Raw genomic sequence first — 22,185 nt, forward strand, 5'->3', positions numbered from 1 at the left:
TAAGTTGTTTAAGATGCTGAATACTTTAAGTTCTGCTCGAAAAGCAACACGGTCAAATTGGTCTTGAGGCCAAGGAAGTACGAATTATTTATGAAATTTCAAACAATAGCTTGTGCAGTTGCGATTGCGACAGGCGGATTATTTTTTACCCATGTGGTGAATGATGCAATTGCAGCTGATGGTAAAGAAGTAGTCAGCAAAGCAGTGCTTCAACCTTCTCAAGAACAGGCATTGGTATCCCGACAACTGGCAACTCTCGTTGATCGCCAACATTATTTGAATATGCGTCTGGATGCTCAGACTTCACAGCGTATCTTTGATTTTTATATTGATAGTCTGGATGCAGATCACAGTCTTTTTCTGGCATCTGAAATAGAAGATTATAAAAAACGCTATGGCGCTACTTTTGGTGCCAATCTGAAAGCTGGTAATTTGTCTGGCCCTTATGAAATTCATGCGCAGTATCGTGAGCGTTTAGCCCAGTTCTATACCTTTATGCTGGAAGAACTGAAAAAACCGCAAAATCTGAACCAGAAGAATGTATATATCGAAACGGATCGCGAAAAAGCGCCATTCTTTAAAACTCAGGCTGAACAACGTGCTCACTGGTCAAAAATGCTGGTCTCTCAGCTGATTAATCTGACGATTAGTAAAGAGGAAGAGCAGGCCAAGCAGAATGCACTCAAAGCCAATCCGGAACTGGCGAATGGTCAGGATCTGACTGGGCCGGAAGATTTAACGCCTGCTCAAACCCTGACTAAGCGTTATACCCGTCAGTTAGAACGTCTCAGCCGGATCAAGAGCGATGATGTACTGGACAAAACCCTGAATGCGATGATGCTGACTTATGATCCGCACAGTAATTATTTCCCGCCTGTAGATGCGATGGAGCTGAACCGTCAGACCACTTTGCAGCTGGAAGGGATTGGGGTGTCGATTCGTCCGGAACGTGGTAATGAAGATTACACCAAGATTGAAACCATTGTAGAAGGTGGGCCTGCCAGCAAATCAGGACAGGTAAAATCAGGTGACCGTATTGTTGGCGTTGCTCAAGACGGCGAACAGATGGTTGATGTAATCGGCTGGCCGAGCAATGAAATTGTTGGCCTGATTCGTGGTAAGCGCGGCACTAAAGTAACGCTGAAGTTATTAGGCCCGGGTGCGACCATGGGACAGGCGCGTAATGTTAGTCTTGTACGTGATGTGATTCAGGAAGAAGATGCCGGGGTTAGAACCCGTACCGTTGAAATCCAGCGTGATGGTAAAAAATATCAATATGGTGTGATTGAAATTCCATCTTTCTATCTGAACTATCGTGCCCGTCGTGCGGGTACCGACTACCGTTCCGTATCAGAAGATACCAATAAGGCCCTGAAAGAGCTGGCTGCGAAGAATGTTGCCGGTATTATTGTAGACTTGCGCAATAACCCGGGTGGTTCACTTGAAGAAGTGGCACGTATGCTGGGACAGGTGATCAAGTCAGGTCCTGTGGTTCAGATTCGTGATGGTAACGGTAATGTCAGCGTCTTTGAAGATGATGATGGTGGTGCACAAACCTATGCCGGTCCATTGGCAGTAATGGTGAACCTGGCTTCTGCATCTGCAAGTGAAATTTATTCAGCAGCAATTCAGGATTATGAACGTGGCATCGTGATTGGTAGTACCACAACAGGTAAAGGAACTGCGCAGGTTCAGCTGGATAGCTTGGCACATGGTCAGGCAACACTGACTCAGCGTAAGTTCTACCGTGTGACGGGGGGTAGTACCCAAAACAAGGGCGTGATTCCGGATATCAAGCTGGTCGATATCTATAACGAAGAGTTTGGTGAACGTAAGGCTAAAAATGCCCTAGAGTGGGATACGATTCCAACTGCGCCATTTAAACGTGAAGGTGTGGTCCAGAAATATGTACCGGAACTGGCCAAGTTATCTCAACAGCGTGTCGCTCAGAATCCTCAATTCAAGTATCTGGAACAGCGTACAGCGGCTATGAAAAAAGTCGAAGACCAAAAACGTGTAGTTCTGGATCTGGAACAGCGTAAAGCTGAGTTGCTGGATATCGAGCGTAAAGCTTTAGAAGCTGAAAATGCCCGCCGTGCTGCAACCGGCCTGAAACCTTATCCAAACTGGGAAAGTTATCAGGCATCTCTGGATGCCATGGTTGAAGCCCGGGCGAAAATGAAAGCCAAAGAACGTCCGGCATTACCGGAAGAAGAAGCTTTTGTGCTGGAAGCCGCACATGTCTTGGCTGACTATGCTCAAGTACAGTCAAAACAGTAACTTTAACATAAAGTAATATAAGTTCTAAAAACAGCCTATTTCGATAGGCTGTTTTTTTGTGCAAATAAAATGCAATATCAATTAAATATAAAGTGCTATGTAACTAAATAAAAAAGAAAAATTTGTGATTTATGTCGAATAAAAAAGCTGGAATATTAAATTTAATCAATTGATAAAATCTCAAAGACTTCTAATATATAAGCTGAATTTTTATTTTATCGATTCAGGGCAATTTTAAACTTCACTCCAGCTACTGAAGAGATAAAAATATTGCAATAAATTTTGTATATAGCTTCAAGTTTGAAGCAGTCGGGATGAACTCTGAAAAGAGTATTTTATTTTTTATAGGGCGTAAATTTAGCGGGGAATCGTGCGAATACAGCTGCGCAATAAAATAAAAATGATCGACCAGATGGAACATTTTATATGATTCATGCTCATCATGATGTCAGTCTGCTCATTGGATCGATGGCTGTGGCATTTATTGCCTGCTATTTGACGCTTACGCTTGAGCAGATGCTATTTCGTAATGTATCGCTAAGGTTGAAAACCCTTATTTTACTGTTCAGCGGTGGCTTGCTGGGGCTAGCAATCTGGGGAATGCATTATGTCGGCATGACGGCAGCTCATTTTCCTGATGCTTATGATATCGATACTGCACTCACCTTAAGTTCTTATGTGATTGGCTTTGTGGGAGCAACCTTTGCCATCTGGCTCACCACCCGTAAAACTTTGCCTTGTGCCCGTCTGATTCTAGGGGCTGTCCTGATGGGGCTGGGTATGTCAGGAATGCACTATGTGGGCATGCTGGGCCTGAATGTTAAAAATCATGTGACTGCCTATCACCCTTTATTAATGATCTGTTCGATTCTGATTGCGACAAGTGGGGCGGGACTCAGTTTCTGGGTGGCATTCAAATATCGACAGGCTGTGCAAAGTACGATCCGGATGAAGCTCGTGGTCGCAAGTATGCTCACGTTGACCATTGTCGGGATGCATTATACGGGAATGGCGGCACTCAGTTTTTATGAAAATGCCCATCCATTGAGCCAGATCAGTCATTCCCACTATGACTTGCTATTTTCAGTCATCCTGATTAGTTGTCTGGTACTGGTGACTGCATTTGGCGTAGCCATGCTGGAGTTACGCTTTGAATCACGTAACCGTCAGCTGATGCTGGCCAATAAAGAGCTGGCGAATCAGGCGATTCAGGATAATCTCACCAAACTGCCAAACCGTTTATATCTGGTCAAATATGCACAATTGCTGTTTTCTGGCCGGCAGCAAGATGCTCAGCATGAAATCGCTTTTTTATATATTGATTTGGATCGCTTTAAAGCCGTGAATGATGTGTTTGGCCATCACGTTGGGGATCAGCTACTGATTCAGCTGGCTTATCGTATTCATCAAATTCTGGGAGATGATTCCAAACTGCTGCGTATCGGTGGCGATGAATTTCTGCTGGTGCTGGAAAATACTACAGTAGAGCAGGCCTCGAAAATATCAGAAAAGATTCTGGAACTGATTCAGGAAAGTTTCCAGATCAGTGGCAAGACCATCAATATCTCGGGCAGTATCGGGATCGCCATGTATCCGAAGCATGGCCAGAATCTGCAGGATCTGCTGATCAATGCAGATGCCGCCATGTTGACTTCCAAGTATCAGGGACGGAATACCTATTCTGTTTTTAATTTCTCGACCGATCAGCATGAAAGCAAAAGCCAGAGTAAACTGATCAATGATCTGTATAAGGCAGTAGAAGAACAGCAATTTATCTTGGTTTATCAGCCAAAATTTACCCATGATGAGCAGATCTGTGGTGTAGAAGCGCTAATCCGCTGGAAGCACCCATTGCATGGTTTGCTGGGTCCGAATATGTTTATTCCCGGAGCAGAAAAAACCGGTTTGATTATTCCGATGGGCTACTGGGCTCTAGAGCAGGCCTGCAAACAGATTCAGCTCTGGGAAGCTGATCATGCTGATTTTTTCCCAATCGGCGTCAATTTATCTGCGGTTCAGTTTGAGCATAAGCATCTGATCAGCACACTGGAACAACTTCTGAATCAATATAAAATTGATCCTCAACATTTGATGATCGAGATTACCGAATCGACTGCCATGCATCATATTGATTCGAGTATCCGGACTTTGCAGCAGTTGCGTCAAATGGGCATCCAGTTGGCGATTGATGATTTTGGTACCGGGCATTCTAGCTTCCTGTATTTAAAAAACCTGCCTGTCGATGAGCTGAAAATTGACAAGGAATTTATTCAGGGTCTGAGTGCAGGTTCCAAGGAAGAAATGATTCTGGAAAGTATTATTCAGCTGGCCATTAAACTCGGTTTAAAAGTGACAGCTGAAGGAATTGAAACTGTGCAGCAGGCAGAAATTTTAACCCGTTTGGGCTGTCAGCAGATGCAGGGCTATCTGCTGGGTAAACCGATGGATGTCGAGCAACTTGAAGCTAGGGCCTTTGTTTCTTAAATTCAGTAAATCCCTATTTAGAATTTTTTATGATTAAACTAATCAATTGTAAATTATAAAATTTATGTGGTTATCGATTTATAATTTCTAGATTGGGTAGTGAATTAAATCCGTTAAATCGACGAGCCAAAAAAATATCAGTTCAACCAGAAAAGAGAATGGGAAACTGCGATTTCTCCAGTTTATAGGGCTGCTTATTGGCTCTAGAAATCTGCTACAATATCGTCAATTTTTCATATTGATCGTATTTGATCTTGAGCACTGCGGTTCTGCAGTAGGTATTTTCCATGAGTTTTAAAGATGAGTTAGCGGCACAGGTCGCTCAGCGACGTACATTCGCCATTATTTCCCACCCCGATGCCGGTAAAACCACCATGACAGAAAAACTGCTGTTATGGGGTCAGGCCATTCAGGTTGCAGGTATGGTGAAAAGCCGTAAATCGGATCGTGCAGCCACTTCTGACTGGATGGAAATGGAAAAAGAGCGTGGGATTTCGATCACCACGTCCGTCATGCAGTTCCCGTTCAAGGACAAGATGATTAACCTGCTGGATACCCCGGGACATGAAGATTTCTCGGAAGATACTTACCGTACCCTCACTGCGGTAGACTCAGCGCTGATGGTGATTGACGGTGCAAAAGGTGTCGAGGAACGTACCATTAAATTGATGGAAGTGTGTCGTATGCGTGACACCCCCATCATTTCTTTCGTCAACAAAATGGACCGTGAAATCCGTGAGCCTTTAGAGCTGCTGGATGAAATTGAAAATGTCCTGAAAATTAAATGTGTGCCGATTACCTGGCCACTCGGTACAGGACGTGACTTTGCAGGTGTCTATAACCTGCTCGAAGAAAAGTTCTATGTCTATAAAGCCGGTTTTGGTTCAGTGATTACTGATATCGAAGTTCGTGATGGCTATGATCATGCAGACTTACGTGAAAAAGTCGGAGAGCTGGCTTGGGCTGCGTTTGAAGAATCGTTGGAACTGGTACAAATGGCCAATGAGCCATTAGATCGTGAAGAATTCCTGGCAGGCCGTCAAACTCCAGTGCTGTTCGGTACTGCTTTGGGGAACTTCGGTGTCGACCATGTTCTGGATACATTTAGCGAATATGCACCGCCTCCAAAAGCGCATCCAACTCAAGACCGTAAAGTAGAGGCAGATGAAGAAGGTTTCACAGGCTTTATTTTCAAGATTCAGGCCAATATGGACCCGAAACACCGTGACCGTATTGCTTTCATGCGAATCTGTTCAGGTAAGTATGAAAAAGGCATGAAAATGAAGCATGTGCGTATCGATAAAGATATCCGCATTAGCGACGCCTTGACCTTCCTGGCCGGTGACCGTCAGCATCTGGAAGAAGCATGGCCGGGTGATATTATCGGTCTGCATAACCACGGTACCATCCAGATCGGTGATACCTTCACTTCCGGTGAAAAACTGCAATTTACCGGTATTCCGCACTTTGCGCCGGAAATGTTCCGCCGTGTCCGTCTCAAAGATCCATTGAAGTCAAAACAGCTGCAAAAAGGTCTGAAAGAGCTGTCTGAAGAAGGTGCGACTCAGGTATTCATGCCACAAAACAGCAATGACCTGATTGTTGGTGCTGTGGGTGTGCTGCAGTTCGAAGTGGTAGCATATCGTCTGAAAGAAGAGTACAAGGTGGACTGTATTTATGAGCCAGTGAGCATCAATACAGTACGTTGGGTGTCTTGTGCAGATGAGAAGAAATTCAACGAATTCAAGAAAAAAGCCCATGACCAATTATCTGTAGATGGTGGTGGTCACTTGACTTATCTTGCACCAAGCCGGGTGAATTTACAGCTGATGCAAGAACGTTATCCAGATATCGTATTCCGTAATACACGCGAACACTAAGCCTTCAGGCTTGGAAAATGTTAAACAGCTTCTCCGGAAGCTGTTTTATTTTGTGCTACATTTAAACGACTCATTACTTATATCTCTAAAAAATCATGAAGTTTAGTAAGGAAATCCTGCTCGGCTCAGTCATTGGCTGTAGTTTGTTACTTGGAGCATGTGATAAAAATGAAAAAAAACAGCCAGCTACAGAACAAAAAAAATCTGCAGCAGTCACCCCTGAAGAAAAAGCCAAATTTTTGCCTTACCTGAATATTCAGGAGAAATCGGCCGATATTGCCTTGCCATTTTGTGAGACCAAAAACTGTATTAATCTGGATATTCAGACCTTAAAGACAGCCGATTCCTGGCTAAACCAGTCTATTGAAAAGCAGCAGGCGAAAGTGATTCAGGATCAAATTGGCCTAAAGCAGGATATGAGCCTGCAGCAGGCGGTTAATGCCTATGTAAAAAAATCAGATGCCTGGCAAGCCCAGCTCAAACTGAACAAGGCCTATGAGTTATCGCTGTATACCCGCATTCCTTATCAGCGTAATCAATTTGTGTTAATGCAAATTGGGGTAGACAGCACACAGGAAAATATCCGCGTTAATGAACGCTATTATTTTTTTGTGGCTGACCGGCTGCAGCAAAAAATACTCAGTCCTCTGGATATTATCAATCCTGAACAGCAGTTGCAGATGGACCAAATTGTGCAGCAGGCTTACCAAAAATGGTTAAAGGACAATAATGCGGAAGTCCAGCAGAAAGCTCCAAAAAAACTGTATTGGGGGCAGGCGGACTGGTTCTTTGATCAGGAAGGAATTGGTCTACATTATCGGAGTCAGGAAATTAGCAAAGATGCCAAACAACTGGACATCTATTTAACCAAAGAACAAACACAACAAGTCTTGAAAGTGGATATTTATCAGAATATGTTCTAACAGGTAGGTCCTGCAAGGATAAATGATGATGTTGAATAAAGGTTAATGCATGTCAAATTATAAGAATGTTTTATGTCTGTCAGTATTGGCATCAGCAGTTTTGCTGAGTGCCTGCCAGCCTAAGGAAAGAGAGCCGAAAGAACCTGCTGCACCTGAAGTGGTACAGGCTCAGCCTGAAGTGCTGAAGCTGAGCGGTGATACTGAGAAGCTGAAACTGGCCTTGCCTGAATGTGAAGGAAAAAACTGTCCTGAGATTTCTATTGAGCGATTGAAAAGCAATCAGTCATTTATTGATGAATGGATAGATCAGCAGATTCTGCAGCAGCTACAGGGTATTTTGTCTATTGATGCGATCGAACCGGCGAAAGCATCGGCTGCCAGTGAAGCTGAAGCCGCTGCTTCCGAACCGCAAACTGCATTAGCCAATGTCCAAACTCCGAAACAGCAGCTTGAACAGCAGATTCAGCCGCATATGCAGACTTTCCTGAATCTGGATAAGGAGTTGAAAGCACTCAGTGCCAGCCATAGTATCAGCCTGATGATCAAACCGAGAATTCTGCAGTCTGGTGATCCACTCGCGACTGTGGTCTTAAACAGTACCCATTATCTGGGTGGTGCGCATGGCGCTTCTGCTCAAACCTACTACAATTTTGATCTTGAGCAGAAAAAGCTGATTAAGCTGGACGATATCATTCTGCCTAAACAAAAGGCTCAGCTCGAAGCCAAAGCTTATGAGGCTTTTAAAACCTGGGTGATGGAATCTAAACTGGCCAATGATGTAGCCGAATATGAACAGGCCTGGAAATTCAAACTGACTGATAATTTCTATCTGTCTAAACAGGGATTGGCACTGCAATATGCCGAATATGAGATTGGACCTTATGTGGTCGGTTTGCCACGTCTGGTCATTCCTTATGAACAGTTGAATGGCATTTTGAAACCTGAATATCTGCCTCAAACAGAGAACGCTGCTTCAGAAGCCGAGCCTGCAACTCCTGCCAAAGCACGCTGATGGTTTCGTTATTTGATACCCATACCCATTTTGATGTTCCCGATTTTGATCATGATCGGGAACAGCTGGCTTATGCATCCAAAGCAGCAGGGGTGGAGCATCTGGTCTTAATTGGTTTTTTACAGAGCCGGTTTAAGGATTTATTGCAGACGCATCATTTTATTAATGAGTTGGCCAATGCACCACAAAGCCATCTGGCACCCGGCCTGCATCCATTCTATATTGAGCAGCATCAACTAGAGCATTTACAGGATCTGGAGCAGTTATTAAACACAGAGCCTTGTATTGCGATTGGTGAAATTGGCTTGGATACTTTTGATAAGCGGCATAAACAGCCGGAACTTTTTCAGAAACAGAAGGATTTTTTTGCTGCACAGCTGGAACTGGCGCAGCAGTTTGATAAACCTGTGTTACTGCATATCCGTAAATCCCATGCCGATGTTTTACAGATTCTAAAACAGCATCGGTTTAAGCAAGGTGGTATTGCCCATGCCTTTGGTGGCGGGATTGAAGAGGCGAAAGCCTTTATTAAACTGGGCTTTAAGCTTGGAATAACAGGGCAAATTACCAATCCGAATGCCAAAAAACTGCATCAGGTGGTACAGCAGGTAGGACCGGAACATCTGGTACTTGAAACCGATTGTCCGGACATGACGCCCTTATGTTGCCAGCATTCGACAGAACAGCGGACTCGCAATACGCCTGCCAATCTGCCTTATGTTTTGCAAGGCTTGGCCAAGAGTCTGCATATGGATCAGGATGAACTGGCACAGCAGCTCTGGAAAAACACCCATCAGGCTTTACATCTGGCGATCTAAGATAAAACCCTACATCGGTCGGAAAGCGTATTTCAATGTATGATCCAGTGAAAAAAGGTGCATTATGCAATTTCTAAAATGCTTTAGACTTGGCATCATGCATATAAATTATTTTGAGTGAGATTCACATGGCACAAGGACTATTGGCGGGTAAGCGCTTCTTGATCGCAGGTATTGCAAGTAAATTATCAATTGCTTTTGGTATTGCTCAGGCATTACATCGTGAAGGTGCAGAACTCGCTTTTACTTATCCAAATGAAAAGCTGAAAAAACGTGTAGATGATTTTGCTGCACAATTCGGTTCTGAATTGGTTTTTCCTTGTGATGTGGCCGTAGATGCAGAAATTGACAATGCATTTGCAGAACTGGCAAAACACTGGGATGGTCTGGATGGCGTCGTACATTCAATCGGTTTCGCACCAGCACATACTTTAGATGGTGATTTCACTGACGTGACGGATCGCGAAGGCTTTAAGATTGCCCATGACATCAGTGCTTACAGCTTTATCGCGATGGCACGCGCTGCGAAGCCATTACTGGCTGCACGTCAAGGCTGCCTGTTAACGCTGACTTATCAAGGTTCTGAGCGTGTGATGCCAAACTACAATGTGATGGGTCTGGCGAAAGCTTCTTTAGAGGCAGGTGTACGTTACCTGGCATCTAGCCTGGGTGCAGAAGGTATTCGTGTCAATGCGATCTCAGCTGGTCCAATCCGTACATTGGCAGCATCTGGCATTAAATCATTCCGTAAAATGCTGGATCTGAATGAAAAAGTGGCTCCACTAAAACGCAATGTGACCATTGAAGATGTCGGTAATGCAGCATTGTTCCTGTGCTCACCATGGGCGAACGGGATTACTGGTGAAATCATGTATGTCGATGCTGGTTATAATACAGTGGGCATGAGTGCTGAACTGATGCTGGATGCAGAATAAGTCTCTTTAAGAGATTAATTCTCAGCAGAGAAAAACCCTCAAGTTTTTGAGGGTTTTTTATTTTTAACTCTAATTGTTAATGATGTAAGTCTGATGACAAGTGATACAAGAATTTGGATCAAAATAATTTATCTTTCAGGACTTTCCCACTAAGATGTTTAACATAAAAACAAATACAGGATAATAACGATGCTTAAGACACTTCTAATCAGCATGATTTTTGTGATGGGAACTGTGGGGATCACCACGTCGGGCATGGCAGCAGACAATCACTATCATGACAATATGCATGAACTTGACCATCATTTAAAAAATTTCAAATCTGCCAAGGATAGCAAAGAGGCGCGGGCAGCATTGCAAGGCATGCAAAAATCTGTGGAAGTCTGCCAGAAAAATTTACCCTCAGGTCTACAAAAGCTAAAATCCAAAGATGCAAAAATTACGGCTTATCAGGGATTGTTAACTGACTTATTGAAAGAGATTAAACAAGCTGAGCAACTTGTTGCAGCCAATCAGCTAGCCAAAGCACAAACATTGACAGAGAAAATGGATCAGATTAAAAAGCAGGGGCATCAAGCCTTTAAATAAGCCATAAAAAAGACCGCAATTGCGGTCTTTTTTAATTTCAAGATCAAGTGATTAAGCTTGACCTTCAACAGCAGCAGCTTGCGCACGTTGCATGTTCGCTTCGAATTCAGCATCGAAGTTGATTGGTGTAAGCAGCAATTGCGGGAAGCTACCTTTAGTGACCATATCATTCACCGCTTCACGAAGGAATGGGAACAGAATATTCGGGCAGTAAGCACCAAGAATGTATGGCAGACGCTCTTCTTCCACGCCATCAATCAGGAAAATCCCTGCTTGAGTCACGTCAACGATAAACGCTGTATCACCTTCATTGGTTGCTTGAACCACAACTTTTAAAGCCACTTCAAAATGAGTCGGATCAATTTTTTCTGCAGAAGAAGAAAGGTTGATGTTTAACTCAGGTTGCCATTGCTTGGTAAAAACTTGTGCCCCAGGAACTTCAAAAGAAATATCTTTAGTGTAAATACGCTCTAATGCCAATTGTGGTTGAGCTTGTTGTTCTTCACTCATTCTTTAATCCTTGATATGAGGTAGGTTTTAGTAAATTAAGCCAGTAATTCGTCTAGTTTTCCTTCACGCTCTAGGGCATAAAGTTGATCAAAACCGCCGATGAATTGTTCATTAATAAAAATCTGTGGCACGGTACGATGATTGGTGCGTTGCATCAATTCAAGACGCACTTCAGGGGCTTCATTCGATAAATTAATTTCTTTGAATGCAACACCTTTGCGCTCAAGGAGCTGTTTTGCACGGATACAATACGGACATACTGTCGTCGAATAGATAGTAACTTCAGCCATGATCAATCTCCTGTTCGCAGATTATTTGCTTTTCACCAAAGGTAAACCTTGAGCTTTCCAGTTTGTAATGCCGCCATCCAGACGGTAGGCATCTGCATGACCTACCTGTTGAAGCGCAGAACCTGCAACTTGCCCAAGATTACAAATGAACACCAACGGGCGATCAGATGCTTTTAACTCATCAACGTGTTTTGTAATTTGGCTATATGGAATGTTACGGCTACCACTGATGTGACCTTCACGGAAGTCTTTGGCATCACGTAAATCAATCAGCATGGCATTTTTTGCTTTAACTAAAATTCCCAGCGATTGCGGAGAGATTTTGCGACCATTACGTTGACCTTCGATGATGAAGAAGACAACCACGAGTACCGCGAGTGTTCCAAACAAGAAGGGGTGATTCCCCATAAACTCGAACCAACGTTCCACAATTCACCTAATTACAATTTTAAAATTGCCAAGAGTATAGCTCATAAATATGGTGATCAAAATCACCGCTTCAAGGGCTAAGCCTTAAGAAAATTAATTTTTTTGCTGCGCTTCGTTAATTTCGTCAATTAAACGTAAATAGCTGTCCAGTCGGCGCGGCAAAATTTCCCCTGTTGATGCGGCCTGACGTAAGGCACACTGCTTTTCATGCTTATGGGTACAGTTACGGAACTGGCAGTGACCGAGCAGGTTTTCAATTTCCGGAAAACCACTTTGAACTTTGTCCAAGGTCAGATGCCAGAGACCAAATTCACGAATCCCTGGTGAGTCGATGAGAGCAGCGCCATCGCCAAAGGAAATTAGACGTGTGGAGGTCGTCGTATGCTGACCCAGTGCCGAGTTTTCGGAAATGACATTGGTTTTCTGTGCAGCATCCGGGACGATCGCATTAATCAGCGTGCTTTTACCTACACCAGACTGACCGACAAACGCTACAGTTTCCTCATTCAGACGAGCGGATAGTTCTGTCAGATCACCATCGGACTGGGTTTGCATCACTTCATAACCCAAATCTTTATATTCTTTAAGCAGATCCAGAATTGGATCATTTTCCTTAAGCAAATCTGATTTATTCAGAACTAAAAGTGCTGGAATCTCTGCATCTGCGCAAGCCACCAGATAACGGTCAATCAAACCCGGTGCTGGTTCAGGCAATGGCGCGAACACAATCACAATCAGGGAAATATTGGCGGCAACCGGTTTAATCTTGTGGTAACGGTCAGGACGGGTCAGCAAAGAAGTGCGCGGATGAATCGCTGTAATAATGCCGAGTCCGGTATTGGGATCAGCCTGCCATTTGACCCGGTCACCTGTTACCAGCAATTCCAGGTTAGTTCGGGTATGGCAGCGCCAGACACTCCCTAGTTCAATCGGCTTCCAGAATGGCTCAGGTTCACCTTCAGCCACGACCGGTTTTTCAGGATGCTGTTCAGGTACAGACAAGGCCTGGACTTCAAGCTGGCGGCCATAATGCTGCACGACCAGTCCTTCCAGGTCTTGAGAGGTATCGATCTCTTCCTGACGCGTTTTGTGCTGTTTTTGAATACGACGTTGTTGTTGTTCAGTTAAACGACGTTTACGTATTAAAGCCATTCAAATCCTAAAAAACCATGGGAGCGAGATGGCAAAAATAGCATGAAGCGGGGTGTCAGTTACAGCATCGACGTAATAAATTTGCTACTATAAATGTTTTATAGCCTAATAAGATTGCACATTTATGAGCAGCACCCCGGATAGCCGCCTGATTTGGATTGACCTGGAAATGACAGGTCTGGATACAGATAATGACCAGATTATTGAAGTTGCCACGATTGTAACGGACGATAACCTGAATATTCTTGCCGAAGGGCCCGTGCTAGCTGTGCATCAATCTGACCGTATCCTGAATGCGATGGACGAGTGGAATACTCGCCAGCATGGTCAGTCTGGCCTGATTGAGCGTGTACGCCGCAGTAAATTGACTGCTCAGGATGCAGAACGTGAAACGATTGAATTCCTGAAAAAATGGGTCAATCCAAAAGTATCGCCGATGTGTGGTAACTCGATCTGTCAGGACCGTCGCTTTCTGCACCGTTTAATGCCTGAACTGGAACAGTATTTCCATTACCGTAATCTAGACGTATCTTCAGTAAAAGAGCTGGCAAAACGCTGGCGCCCTGAAATCATGAGTGGTCTGAAGAAAAATGCTTCGCATCTAGCGATGGATGATATCCGTGATTCGATTGCTGAACTGAAATATTATCGTGAATATTTCTTCATTATGAATAAATAATCCGAGCAAATAAAAAAGAGGCGAAAGCTTCTTTTTTATTGCTTGGCAGAAAGTTTCTTGTGATAAAAGTTTTCACTGCTTTCAAACAGTACCCAGGTCAGAAGCACCAGAGCAAGATGGGTTTGGGTTTCATATTGATCCAAGATCATCAAAGCAAATAATCCCAAAGTCAGGATACGGATCATGATACTGAGATAATAATTTTTCTGCTTTTTAAAGGTTAAACCGTAAAGATAGAGCAGGAACAGGAAAACCATCAGGGCAAAAAGGGCGTTAAATAGCATGCTGATCTGGCTCCCTTTAGGACAATAATAATTGAAATATTGTGAAGTTTATGATGGTTGTAATTTGATCGATTTTACGTGTGTTAACGATGGCACAAGAAAGCTTTTTTGACTGATTTTGTATCTGAATTTTAGTGGCAGTAAAGTGTCCATGATTTTGCTAAAATGCTCTGGTGTTTTTCTTGCTATTGATGACCTATGACTGATCTGCTTCAAGATGATGAGTATGACCGCCGTTTTGCGGGTGTAGCCAAAATTTATGGTGACGATAGCTTTCATCATTATGAAAACAGTCACGTGATGGTGATCGGAATTGGCGGTGTTGGTTCATGGGCAGTCGAAGCATTGGCACGTACCGGGATTGGTGAGCTCACACTGGTCGATATGGATGTGGTCGCAGCATCGAATATTAACCGTCAGTTACCAGCTATGACGGCGACACTAGGATGTGAAAAAATCGAAATCATGGCAGAACGCTGCCGTTCGATTAATCCACGCATCAAGATCAATCTGATTGACGATTATCTGACGCCAGAAAATGTGAAAGAAATTCTGTCAGGAAATCCTGACATCATTCTGGACTGTATCGATGACGTCAAAGCGAAATTTGCCTTGATGCTGCATTGCCGTTTTAACAAGGTTCCATTGATTGTATCCGGTGGAGCAGGCGGTAAACTGGATCCCTTAAAAATCCGTGTTGCCGATTTATCCAGAACCGAACAGGATCCAATGCTGGCAAAATTACGTGCGCAATTACGTGCTAAAGGCATCTGTAAAAAGCCAAAAGAAAAATTTGGCATCACTTGTGTCTACTCTATCGATAACCCATTCTCGAGTGCAGATGTTTGTGCAAGCGCAGGCTTACGCTGTGGTGGTTATGGGTCTGCAGTGGTAGTGACATCTAGCTTCGCCATGGTTGCGGTATCGGAAGTATTGAAAAAGCTCGATAGTAAAAGACTTAAAGCCTGATTGAGTCAAAAAAAAGCACACGATCTGTGCTTTTTTTTATGCTAAGTTTAAAATGAATTTTTATACATATAACAAAAACAATCTTTTGGTTTTGGAGCAGCTATGTGGTTTTTGCTAGTGCTGGTTTTGGGGATTGGGGCTTTAGCAATCTGGATGTGGAAACGTCCTGATCCGGTGAAACGTGATCAGGCCAAAGCCGTGCATCATGATCTATGGATTGAACAGATTGATGCTCAATTGAAGTATGCAACCCGTCTAAGTACGGATCCGCATCACCCGGACTATGGACGTGCCTATCAAATTTATCAGGGGCTGGCCCAGCAGCAGGAATTGCCGCAGGCTTATGTGGGCATGGCCCTAATGCACTTAAACGGACAGGGCTGTGAGCAGAGCACAGAAAAAGCGATTAGTTTTCTTGAAAAAGCTTATAGTTTAGGTGGTGAGGATGCGGCCTATCATTTAGGCCAGATCTATGATGGTCATCAATACCAATTAAATGATCCTGAAAAAGCCTTGTACTGGTATCGGCATGCGGTCGCGCGTGGTCATCTGGATGCGCAGTATCGCATCACTGAGCTGGCTGAATCTGACCATGACACTGCAGAACAGCAACGTCTGCAACTGTTAATTCAAAATGCCGAGCAGGGACATGCCAATTCACAGTATCAGTTAGCCCAATATTATTTGGCAGATGGTGCAGCGCAAGATTTAAGTCTGGGTATTCACTATCTGTTTCTGGCAGCACAGCAGGACCACTTGGCGGCCAATCAGGATATTGCCGAAGCCTATGCAAATGACAAAATCTTGCCCAAAGATCAACAGCAGGCTTTGAGTTTCATTAAACGCTGTATTCATCTCGGTGATCAGAGTGGTTTATATGATTACTATGCCGGCGTGTTACTCGGTACTATTGATCCTGATCAACGTCAACGGGTGTTTAAGCATCTATTACAGCAGTCCAAAGAACATAAAGATGCACAGGCCAAAACTTTGATCGGGCTGGCTTATTTTCATGGCTGGTATGTACAAAAAAATGAAACCATGGCATTTCGCTACTGGTCTGAAGCAGCACAAACCCAGCATCCACAGGCCTTGAGTCTGATTGCCGCACTATATTTTGAATCCTATCTGGTCGCACATGAACCGCAGAAAGCATTTGAACTCTATCAACATGCCTTGCAAAGCGATCCTGATCATCGCTTGAGTCAGATGGGCCTGGCACTCTGCTATTTAAACGGAGTAGGTGTAGCAAAAGATACGGCTAAAGCTACCCAAATGATTCAGGAAATTGCACAGCAAGAGCAACTTGCAGCACAGTCTGAAGCTGATCTGATTTATATAGTGGGACGTTTTTATGGCTTGCCTGAATATCCACTACCGACACGAGAAAAAGCAATTCAATATTTGAATCAGGCGGTGGCGAAAGGTTCAAGTAAGGCTGCCTGGTATTTGTATCAGGCTTATAGTGGTCTTTATCCAGTCTTTGCAGTGAATGAGGAACAGGCCAAACGTTATCTGCATCAGGCAGCTCAATTGGGAAATGCACAAGCACAGGCCGAATTGGGCATGATGTATTTAAAGGGCAAGAAGGTGGAGCAAGATACGGCTTTAGGACTAAAATATCTGGAACAGGCTTCGAGCCAGCATAATGGTCTCGCACTAAATGCTTTAGGTGAAGCTTTGGAACAAGGAATTGGTATTGAAGCCAATTTGGATCAGGCAATCCAGTGCTACCATAAAGCGGCTGCGCAGGTGAATGCCGATGCTTATAGTCATCTGGGGCGCTTATATACCAAAGGTATTGGTGTAGAACGTGATATTGCAATTGCCCGTGAATGGCTGGAAAAAGGCAGTCTATTAGGACATGAGCCTTCTATTGAACAGCTTAACAATGTAAATGCTTATCTGCATATGTAAACTTCAAAAATAAAAAACCGCTGTTAGTTAGCGGTTTTTTATTGAGCTAAATACTTAAGGCAGTTGTTTGATCGGGCTACCACCCAAAGCTTGCATTAGGGTCACATAAGCATTGTATTGGCTTTGGCGGGTTTGCACTAAAGACAGACGGGCATTCCGCGTGGTTTCCTGTGCATCCAGCAGATTTTTCAATGCTACTGCACCATTACGATAACGCACTTCGGTCAAACGTTCAGTACGTTCAGCCAGTTCAACGTTACGCTGTTGTAACGCAACCTGTTTGGTGAGTTCAGTACGATTAGACAAGGCATTCTCTACATCAGCAAAAGCTTCGTACATGGTTTGACGATACTGGATAATCGCTTTTTCATATTCCAGCTCATTCACCTGTAAATCACGTTTCATATCATTCCATTGTAGGAATGGCAGGCTGAGTCCTGCGCCTAAGGTTGCCACCGGATTTTTAAGTACATCTGACAATGATGAACTGGTAGCCACACCGGTACTTAGGCTGCCAGTCAGGCTGATCGAAGGATAATAACTGGCTTTATTGGCATCCTTGTTGGCCAAGGCTTTACGCAAACGCAGTTCAGTGGCTCTCAAGTCAGGACGACGGGAGAGAAGGCTAGCAGGTAAGCCGGCTTCAATCGACGGTAAAGTAATATTCGGTAAACGTTTAGGTTCCTGAATCGAAAGCTGTTGCACAGGCATATTCATGAGTACTGCCAGCGCCGTACGCGTTTCCACACGTTGCTGTTCAATCTGACTTAAGGTCGCTTGCTGGCTTTGGATCGCCTGTTCAGCTTGAGTCAGATCGAGACCAGATACTGCCCCGGCGCGATACTGGACATTGACCAGATCATACGTACGCTGTGCAGTCGCCAGGTTTTGTTGAACTACGCTATAACGTTCATTTAGATAACCCAGTTGCCAGTACAGTTGAGCAGTCGTACCAATCAGACTTTGTGCAGTCGCCTGCAAGTCCTCTTCAGATGCCAGGGCTTCCCAGCGTGCTGCTTCAGTCTGATTGGCCAATTTACCGAACAGATCCAGTTCATAGCTTAAGCCAGGGAAATTAACCCCAAAACCGGATGAACTGCTGCCATCTTCCAGATCAAAGCTTCTACGCGTGGTTAATCCCGCATCACTGATGCGTACACCTTGCTGACTTTGTGTCTGTCTGGCCTGAATACGGGCTTGCTGCAAATTGATCCCGGCAACGGCCAGATCACTATTGGCTGCCAGTACGTCATTTACCAGACTATTCAATTGCGGATCTTTAAATAGAGTCCACCATTGATCTGCCAGAATATCAGCATGGATTTGCTGGCTTACAGCTTTACTGTTTTGAAAGTTGTTAGGCACCTGTACAGCAGGCTGTTCATACGGCGTTTTCACTACGGCCGCACAGCCAACCAATGAACTCCCTAGAATCAGGGCACTGGCAAGTTTGGTAAGAGTATGCATATCAGATTCCTTATTCTCGAGAAAGTGCATCGACCGGATTCAAACGGGCTGCATTACGTGCCGGGATAAAGCCGAACACAATACCGATCAGGCTTGAGCAGACAAAGGCCGCGACAATCGATGTGGTCGAGTATGCCATCTGGAAGGTTCCTCCAGCAAAATGGGTAATCAGCTGACCGATACCGAGTGACAGCAATACGCCTAAAATACCGCCCAGAATACAAACTAGAACAGCTTCAATCAGGAACTGCTGCAGAATGTCACTTTGGCGCGCACCCACAGCCATCCGTACCCCGATTTCCTGAGTACGTTCAGTCACGGAAACCAGCATAATATTCATTACACCAATACCACCGACGACCAGAGAAATCACCGCAATCGCAGAGATCAGCAAGGTCATGGTTTGAGTCGTTTGCTGAATCGTTTCACGGATACTGTCTGCATTTTGCGTAAACACATCCTGCGCACCGTGACGTTGGACCAGTAAATTCAAAATGGCATTTTCCGCGGCTGCGCTTGGATATTCATCCTTAATACGCACAATGATCTGACGCACATTCGGTTGACCCAGCATACGGCTCATGACGGTAGAATAGGGCAGATACACATTCAGGCTATCATTATTCCCCATCATGCCTTTTTGCGCATCAATGACGCCAATGACCCGGCTCGGTACACTGCCTAAGAGCAGTACCTGACCGACAGGATTGGTGCCATCCGCAAAGAAAGTATTTTGGGTGTTGGTATCAATCACCACATCCTGCGCCTGCTCAGTGATACTTTCCTTATCAAATGGCTGACCTGATTTAAAGGTCATACCTTTGACATAGAAGAAGTCTTCACTAACGCCGTTGACAGTGGTCGATGCTTCGATCTCTTTGAAGCGTCCAGTGACACTGCTGTTGACCGATGGGCTGACCCCATCCACATAAGGCTGTTCTGCCAGTGCATCGGCATCAGCGGGAATTAGCGTCTTAGATTGGGAGGATCGTGAATTATCCCCGAAGCCCCGGCCCTGGAACACGGTAATGGTATTGGTCCCGAGACTGCTGATATTTTCCAGAATCTGCTTTTGTGAACCGTTACCCAGCGCAACGACTGAAACAACCGACGCGATCCCGATAATAATCCCGAGCATGGTCAGGAAGGTTCGCATCCGGTGCGCATTCATGGCCAATAAGGCCATACGGAAAGCTTCACCGAGACGGTCTACTGCAGAACGCCAGCTCGAGATTTTCTTCTGTTCATTTCGGACCAGATTTTTTTTCTCGAAACCATCATCAACTTCAGGCATATTCGGTTTATCTGAAATGATATTCCCGTCTGAAATCTCGATAATACGCGTCGCATTTTTTGCCACGTTATGATCATGTGTGACCAGAATAATGGTATGTCCTTTGGCATTCAGCTCACGCAGAATCCGCATCACTTCAATACCGCTATTCTTATCCAGTGCACCGGTTGGTTCGTCGGCAAGAATCACGTCACCGCCATTCATCAGGGCACGGGCAATCGAAACACGCTGCTGCTGACCACCAGACAATTGACTCGGACGGTTCTGGGTTTTTTCACCCAAGCCCAAATCAGTCAGTAATTTGACAGCACGTTCGTGACGGGTATCTGAATCTGCACCGGCATAAATTGCAGGAACTTCGACGTTACCTGCCGCACTTAAATCACTGAGCAGATGATAACGCTGGAAAATAAAGCCGAAATATTCACGACGTAACTGCGCTAGTTCATCAGCTTCAAGTTCGCGGGTTTCACGGCCTTTAACTTTATAGCTGCCCTTGGTCGGCTTATCCAGACAGCCCAGAATATTCATCAGGGTGGATTTACCCGAACCGGACTGACCGACAATGGCGACCAGTTCGCCCGGATAAATCTCCAGATTGACCCCTTTTAAAATCTGGACCGTGCTTTCACCCGCAGGGAATTCACGAACCAGATTCTTGACCTCGAGTAGAGGTTGCTGTTGTTGATTCATGCTTACATTCTCATTGGGCCGGCGCCACCAGGACCACGGCCACTGCCGCCACGTTTAGCACCGTCATTAGAAGTATCAGAGCCATCTGCAATCACAACTTGATCACCACGTTTCAAGCCTTTGATCACTTGTGCAGTAACACGGTTATTCAGACCAATCAGGACAGGGGTTGGTTTTGCTGTACCGTCTGCCTGCAATACACGAACCATGGCACGCTGAGCTTTGCCTTGTTCAATCAGGGCACGTTCAGCATCAGAAAGTTCTAAGCGAGGAGGACGGTCACCTTCCAGACGTTTACTATCGCCACGGGCTTGATCCTGACCTTCGCCACGTGCAGATGGGTCACCGGCGCCGCGAGAGCCTTCACCACGATTCGGACGTTGTGGACGGTTTGAACCTTGAATGGCAGCCGCTGGAACAGTCAGTACATTACGTGCTTCATCAAGAACAATATAGACTTGCGCCGTCATATCAATGCGCAGCTTGCCATCTTCATTCGGTACATCAAACAGGGCGTTGTAATACACTGCAGAGCCTGAAGTCGAGCTTGAAGTATTGGTTTCGGTATTAATTGAATTTGGTGCAGGTTCAACCTGACGAAGTTTCGCGTAAATTTTCTTGTCAGTATTCCCTAAAGTAGTGAAATACACTGTCTGGCCTTCCTGAACTTTCATGACATCGGCTTCAGAAATTTCAGCCTTAATCGTCATGGTATCCAGCTGCGCCAGTTTCACAATCGTTGGTGCACTTTGATTGGCGTTTACAGTCTGACCTTCTTCAGTCACGATCGCTACGATGGTTCCATCCATGGGTGCCACAATTTGGGTATAACCGAGATCTTCTTTCGCAGTGGCTAAAGTTAAACGTGACTGTTCGATCTGTGCATTAATCGCAGTAATATCTGCCTGAGCGGTTTTGTAGCTGGCTAATGCAGATTCCAGTTCTGAACGCGAGGTTGCATCTTGGGCATACATGGCTTGCTGACGCTTATACTCGGCTTCCACCTTGGCAAGGTTGGCCTGTTTCACGGCAAGCTGTGCCATCTGGTTTTTAATGCTGGCTTCAGCAGTCTTTAAATCATTTTCCTGACGAACAGAGTCAATTCGGGCAATTAACTGGCCTTGTTTGACCTGATCGCCGAGTTGCACATACATTTTTTTAACCTGACCCGAAACCTGGGCACCGACACTGACCATTTTGGTGGCTTCAAGTACACCAGTTGCCAGTACCGAATTTTCAATATCCCCTTGGGTCACTTCAGCTGTAATGTATTGTGGCTGCTGCTCTTTTGGTTTCAGAAAATACCAGGCAGTGACTGCCATCAGGATGGCAATTACAATCGCCATAATGAGTTTCGTAGGTTTTATTTTTGGCATATGGATTCAGATTCGGGTCGTAGGATAACAGTTGATTATAAAAGCGAAATTAGGATAAAACGTGAATTTTTTTTATTTAAAATGAGAACTATTTTCCACTGCCTGGTTTAAAAAAGCATATAAGATAAAACCTGATTTTATATAAGGGATTCATTGAACTATTCCTATTAGAATTATCTTTTTTTAGGTGAAATTTTATACGATT

19 protein-coding genes are annotated in these 22,185 nt (G+C 44.5%); 11 read left to right on the top strand and 8 right to left on the bottom strand.

What is annotated here, in order from left to right; genetic code table 11:
• Positions 1–90 precede the first annotated feature (90 nt).
• From FTU00_RS02060 to FTU00_RS02095, 8 genes are all read left to right on the top strand, one after another.
• Positions 91–2,280 (top strand): carboxy terminal-processing peptidase, encoded by a 2,190-nt coding sequence (locus FTU00_RS02060; protein WP_166136328.1) that lies wholly within the window; start codon positions 91–93, stop codon positions 2,278–2,280.
• A gap of 426 nt (positions 2,281–2,706) precedes the next feature.
• The gene (locus FTU00_RS02065) at positions 2,707–4,764 is read left to right on the top strand and encodes an EAL domain-containing protein (RefSeq protein WP_159124225.1); all 2,058 of its coding nucleotides are present in this window, start codon (positions 2,707–2,709) and stop codon (positions 4,762–4,764) included.
• 287 nt (positions 4,765–5,051) lie between these two features.
• Positions 5,052–6,644: a peptide chain release factor 3 gene (locus tag FTU00_RS02070; RefSeq protein WP_180010879.1), complete on the top strand. Its 1,593-nt coding sequence runs from the start codon at positions 5,052–5,054 to the stop codon at positions 6,642–6,644.
• A 95-nt stretch (positions 6,645–6,739) separates the two neighbouring features.
• On the top strand, positions 6,740–7,567 hold the full coding sequence (locus FTU00_RS02075; protein WP_180031500.1) for a hypothetical protein: 828 nt from the start codon (positions 6,740–6,742) through the stop codon (positions 7,565–7,567).
• Positions 7,568–7,616: 49 nt separating this feature from the next.
• Positions 7,617–8,579, top strand: coding sequence for an RsiV family protein (locus FTU00_RS02080; RefSeq protein ID WP_180017199.1), 963 nt, complete (start codon positions 7,617–7,619; stop codon positions 8,577–8,579).
• Complete coding sequence (locus FTU00_RS02085) at positions 8,576–9,397, top strand: TatD family hydrolase (RefSeq protein ID WP_180017238.1); 822 nt, start codon at positions 8,576–8,578, stop codon at positions 9,395–9,397. The genes FTU00_RS02080 and FTU00_RS02085 overlap by 4 nt, the downstream gene beginning before the upstream one ends.
• Before the next feature lie 128 nt (positions 9,398–9,525).
• Entirely contained in the window at positions 9,526–10,332 is an 807-nt protein-coding gene (locus FTU00_RS02090; protein ID WP_004782067.1) for an enoyl-ACP reductase, read from the top strand.
• A gap of 189 nt (positions 10,333–10,521) precedes the next feature.
• Positions 10,522–10,920, top strand: a complete 399-nt coding sequence (locus FTU00_RS02095; RefSeq protein WP_180138106.1) for a cytochrome b562 — start codon at positions 10,522–10,524, stop codon at positions 10,918–10,920.
• Between the two features lie 51 nt (positions 10,921–10,971).
• On the opposite strand, the gene secB is transcribed toward FTU00_RS02095, so the two are convergent.
• The 4 genes from secB to rsgA form a co-directional block, all read right to left on the bottom strand.
• Positions 10,972–11,430: a protein-export chaperone SecB gene (gene secB / locus FTU00_RS02100; RefSeq protein ID WP_004782070.1), complete on the bottom strand. Its 459-nt coding sequence runs from the start codon at positions 11,428–11,430 to the stop codon at positions 10,972–10,974.
• A gap of 35 nt (positions 11,431–11,465) precedes the next feature.
• A complete protein-coding gene (grxC, locus tag FTU00_RS02105; protein ID WP_004782071.1) occupies positions 11,466–11,720 on the bottom strand; it encodes a glutaredoxin 3 in 255 nt (84 codons plus the stop codon).
• A gap of 21 nt (positions 11,721–11,741) precedes the next feature.
• Complete coding sequence (locus tag FTU00_RS02110) at positions 11,742–12,149, bottom strand: rhodanese-like domain-containing protein (RefSeq protein ID WP_005232169.1); 408 nt, start codon at positions 12,147–12,149, stop codon at positions 11,742–11,744.
• Positions 12,150–12,242: 93 nt separating this feature from the next.
• Positions 12,243–13,301 carry a small ribosomal subunit biogenesis GTPase RsgA gene (gene rsgA, locus FTU00_RS02115; RefSeq protein WP_180178978.1) on the bottom strand — a complete coding sequence of 353 codons (1,059 nt, stop codon included), beginning with the start codon at positions 13,299–13,301 and terminating at the stop codon, positions 12,243–12,245.
• A gap of 124 nt (positions 13,302–13,425) precedes the next feature.
• On the opposite strand from rsgA, the gene orn reads away from it, so the two are divergent.
• Positions 13,426–13,980 carry an oligoribonuclease gene (orn, locus tag FTU00_RS02120; protein WP_004782074.1) on the top strand — a complete coding sequence of 185 codons (555 nt, stop codon included), beginning with the start codon at positions 13,426–13,428 and terminating at the stop codon, positions 13,978–13,980.
• 35 nt (positions 13,981–14,015) lie between these two features.
• Here the strand turns inward: orn and FTU00_RS02125 are convergent, their stop codons facing one another.
• Positions 14,016–14,264: a hypothetical protein gene (locus FTU00_RS02125; protein WP_180178979.1), complete on the bottom strand. Its 249-nt coding sequence runs from the start codon at positions 14,262–14,264 to the stop codon at positions 14,016–14,018.
• 198 nt (positions 14,265–14,462) lie between these two features.
• Between FTU00_RS02125 and FTU00_RS02130 the strand changes: the two genes are divergently transcribed.
• Entirely contained in the window at positions 14,463–15,233 is a 771-nt protein-coding gene (locus FTU00_RS02130; RefSeq protein ID WP_004782076.1) for a ThiF family adenylyltransferase, read from the top strand.
• A 102-nt stretch (positions 15,234–15,335) separates the two neighbouring features.
• Complete coding sequence (locus FTU00_RS02135) at positions 15,336–17,150, top strand: tetratricopeptide repeat protein (RefSeq protein WP_180178980.1); 1,815 nt, start codon at positions 15,336–15,338, stop codon at positions 17,148–17,150.
• Positions 17,151–17,204: 54 nt separating this feature from the next.
• On the opposite strand, the gene FTU00_RS02140 is transcribed toward FTU00_RS02135, so the two are convergent.
• Genes FTU00_RS02140 through FTU00_RS02150 form a run of 3 tightly spaced genes read right to left on the bottom strand, consistent with a single transcriptional unit; the run spans position 17,205 to position 21,980 of the window.
• Complete coding sequence (locus tag FTU00_RS02140; RefSeq protein WP_180178981.1) at positions 17,205–18,617, bottom strand: efflux transporter outer membrane subunit; 1,413 nt, start codon at positions 18,615–18,617, stop codon at positions 17,205–17,207.
• 10 nt (positions 18,618–18,627) lie between these two features.
• Complete coding sequence (locus FTU00_RS02145; RefSeq protein WP_180017189.1) at positions 18,628–20,604, bottom strand: MacB family efflux pump subunit; 1,977 nt, start codon at positions 20,602–20,604, stop codon at positions 18,628–18,630.
• A gap of 2 nt (positions 20,605–20,606) precedes the next feature.
• Positions 20,607–21,980, bottom strand: a complete 1,374-nt coding sequence (locus FTU00_RS02150; RefSeq protein WP_166136352.1) for a MacA family efflux pump subunit — start codon at positions 21,978–21,980, stop codon at positions 20,607–20,609.
• Between the last annotated feature and the right edge of the window lie 205 nt (positions 21,981–22,185).

Source organism: Acinetobacter sp. YH12041, assembly GCF_013419975.1.
Classification (GTDB): Bacteria; Pseudomonadota; Gammaproteobacteria; order Pseudomonadales; family Moraxellaceae; genus Acinetobacter.

Coding starts and splice junctions, on each gene's coding strand:
- FTU00_RS02135 (WP_180178980.1), top strand. CDS start 15,336: ATGTGGTTTTTGCTAGTGCTGGTTTTGGGGATTGGGGCTTTAGCAATC.
- orn (WP_004782074.1), top strand. CDS start 13,426: ATGAGCAGCACCCCGGATAGCCGCCTGATTTGGATTGACCTGGAAATG.
- FTU00_RS02145 (WP_180017189.1), bottom strand. CDS start 20,604: ATGAATCAACAACAGCAACCTCTACTCGAGGTCAAGAATCTGGTTCGT.
- FTU00_RS02075 (WP_180031500.1), top strand. CDS start 6,740: ATGAAGTTTAGTAAGGAAATCCTGCTCGGCTCAGTCATTGGCTGTAGT.
- FTU00_RS02125 (WP_180178979.1), bottom strand. CDS start 14,264: ATGCTATTTAACGCCCTTTTTGCCCTGATGGTTTTCCTGTTCCTGCTC.
- FTU00_RS02065 (WP_159124225.1), top strand. CDS start 2,707: ATGATTCATGCTCATCATGATGTCAGTCTGCTCATTGGATCGATGGCT.
- rsgA (WP_180178978.1), bottom strand. CDS start 13,301: ATGGCTTTAATACGTAAACGTCGTTTAACTGAACAACAACAACGTCGT.
- FTU00_RS02080 (WP_180017199.1), top strand. CDS start 7,617: ATGTCAAATTATAAGAATGTTTTATGTCTGTCAGTATTGGCATCAGCA.
- FTU00_RS02060 (WP_166136328.1), top strand. CDS start 91: ATGAAATTTCAAACAATAGCTTGTGCAGTTGCGATTGCGACAGGCGGA.
- grxC (WP_004782071.1), bottom strand. CDS start 11,720: ATGGCTGAAGTTACTATCTATTCGACGACAGTATGTCCGTATTGTATC.
- FTU00_RS02095 (WP_180138106.1), top strand. CDS start 10,522: ATGCTTAAGACACTTCTAATCAGCATGATTTTTGTGATGGGAACTGTG.
- FTU00_RS02130 (WP_004782076.1), top strand. CDS start 14,463: ATGACTGATCTGCTTCAAGATGATGAGTATGACCGCCGTTTTGCGGGT.
- FTU00_RS02140 (WP_180178981.1), bottom strand. CDS start 18,617: ATGCATACTCTTACCAAACTTGCCAGTGCCCTGATTCTAGGGAGTTCA.
- secB (WP_004782070.1), bottom strand. CDS start 11,430: ATGAGTGAAGAACAACAAGCTCAACCACAATTGGCATTAGAGCGTATT.
- FTU00_RS02150 (WP_166136352.1), bottom strand. CDS start 21,980: ATGCCAAAAATAAAACCTACGAAACTCATTATGGCGATTGTAATTGCC.
- FTU00_RS02070 (WP_180010879.1), top strand. CDS start 5,052: ATGAGTTTTAAAGATGAGTTAGCGGCACAGGTCGCTCAGCGACGTACA.
- FTU00_RS02090 (WP_004782067.1), top strand. CDS start 9,526: ATGGCACAAGGACTATTGGCGGGTAAGCGCTTCTTGATCGCAGGTATT.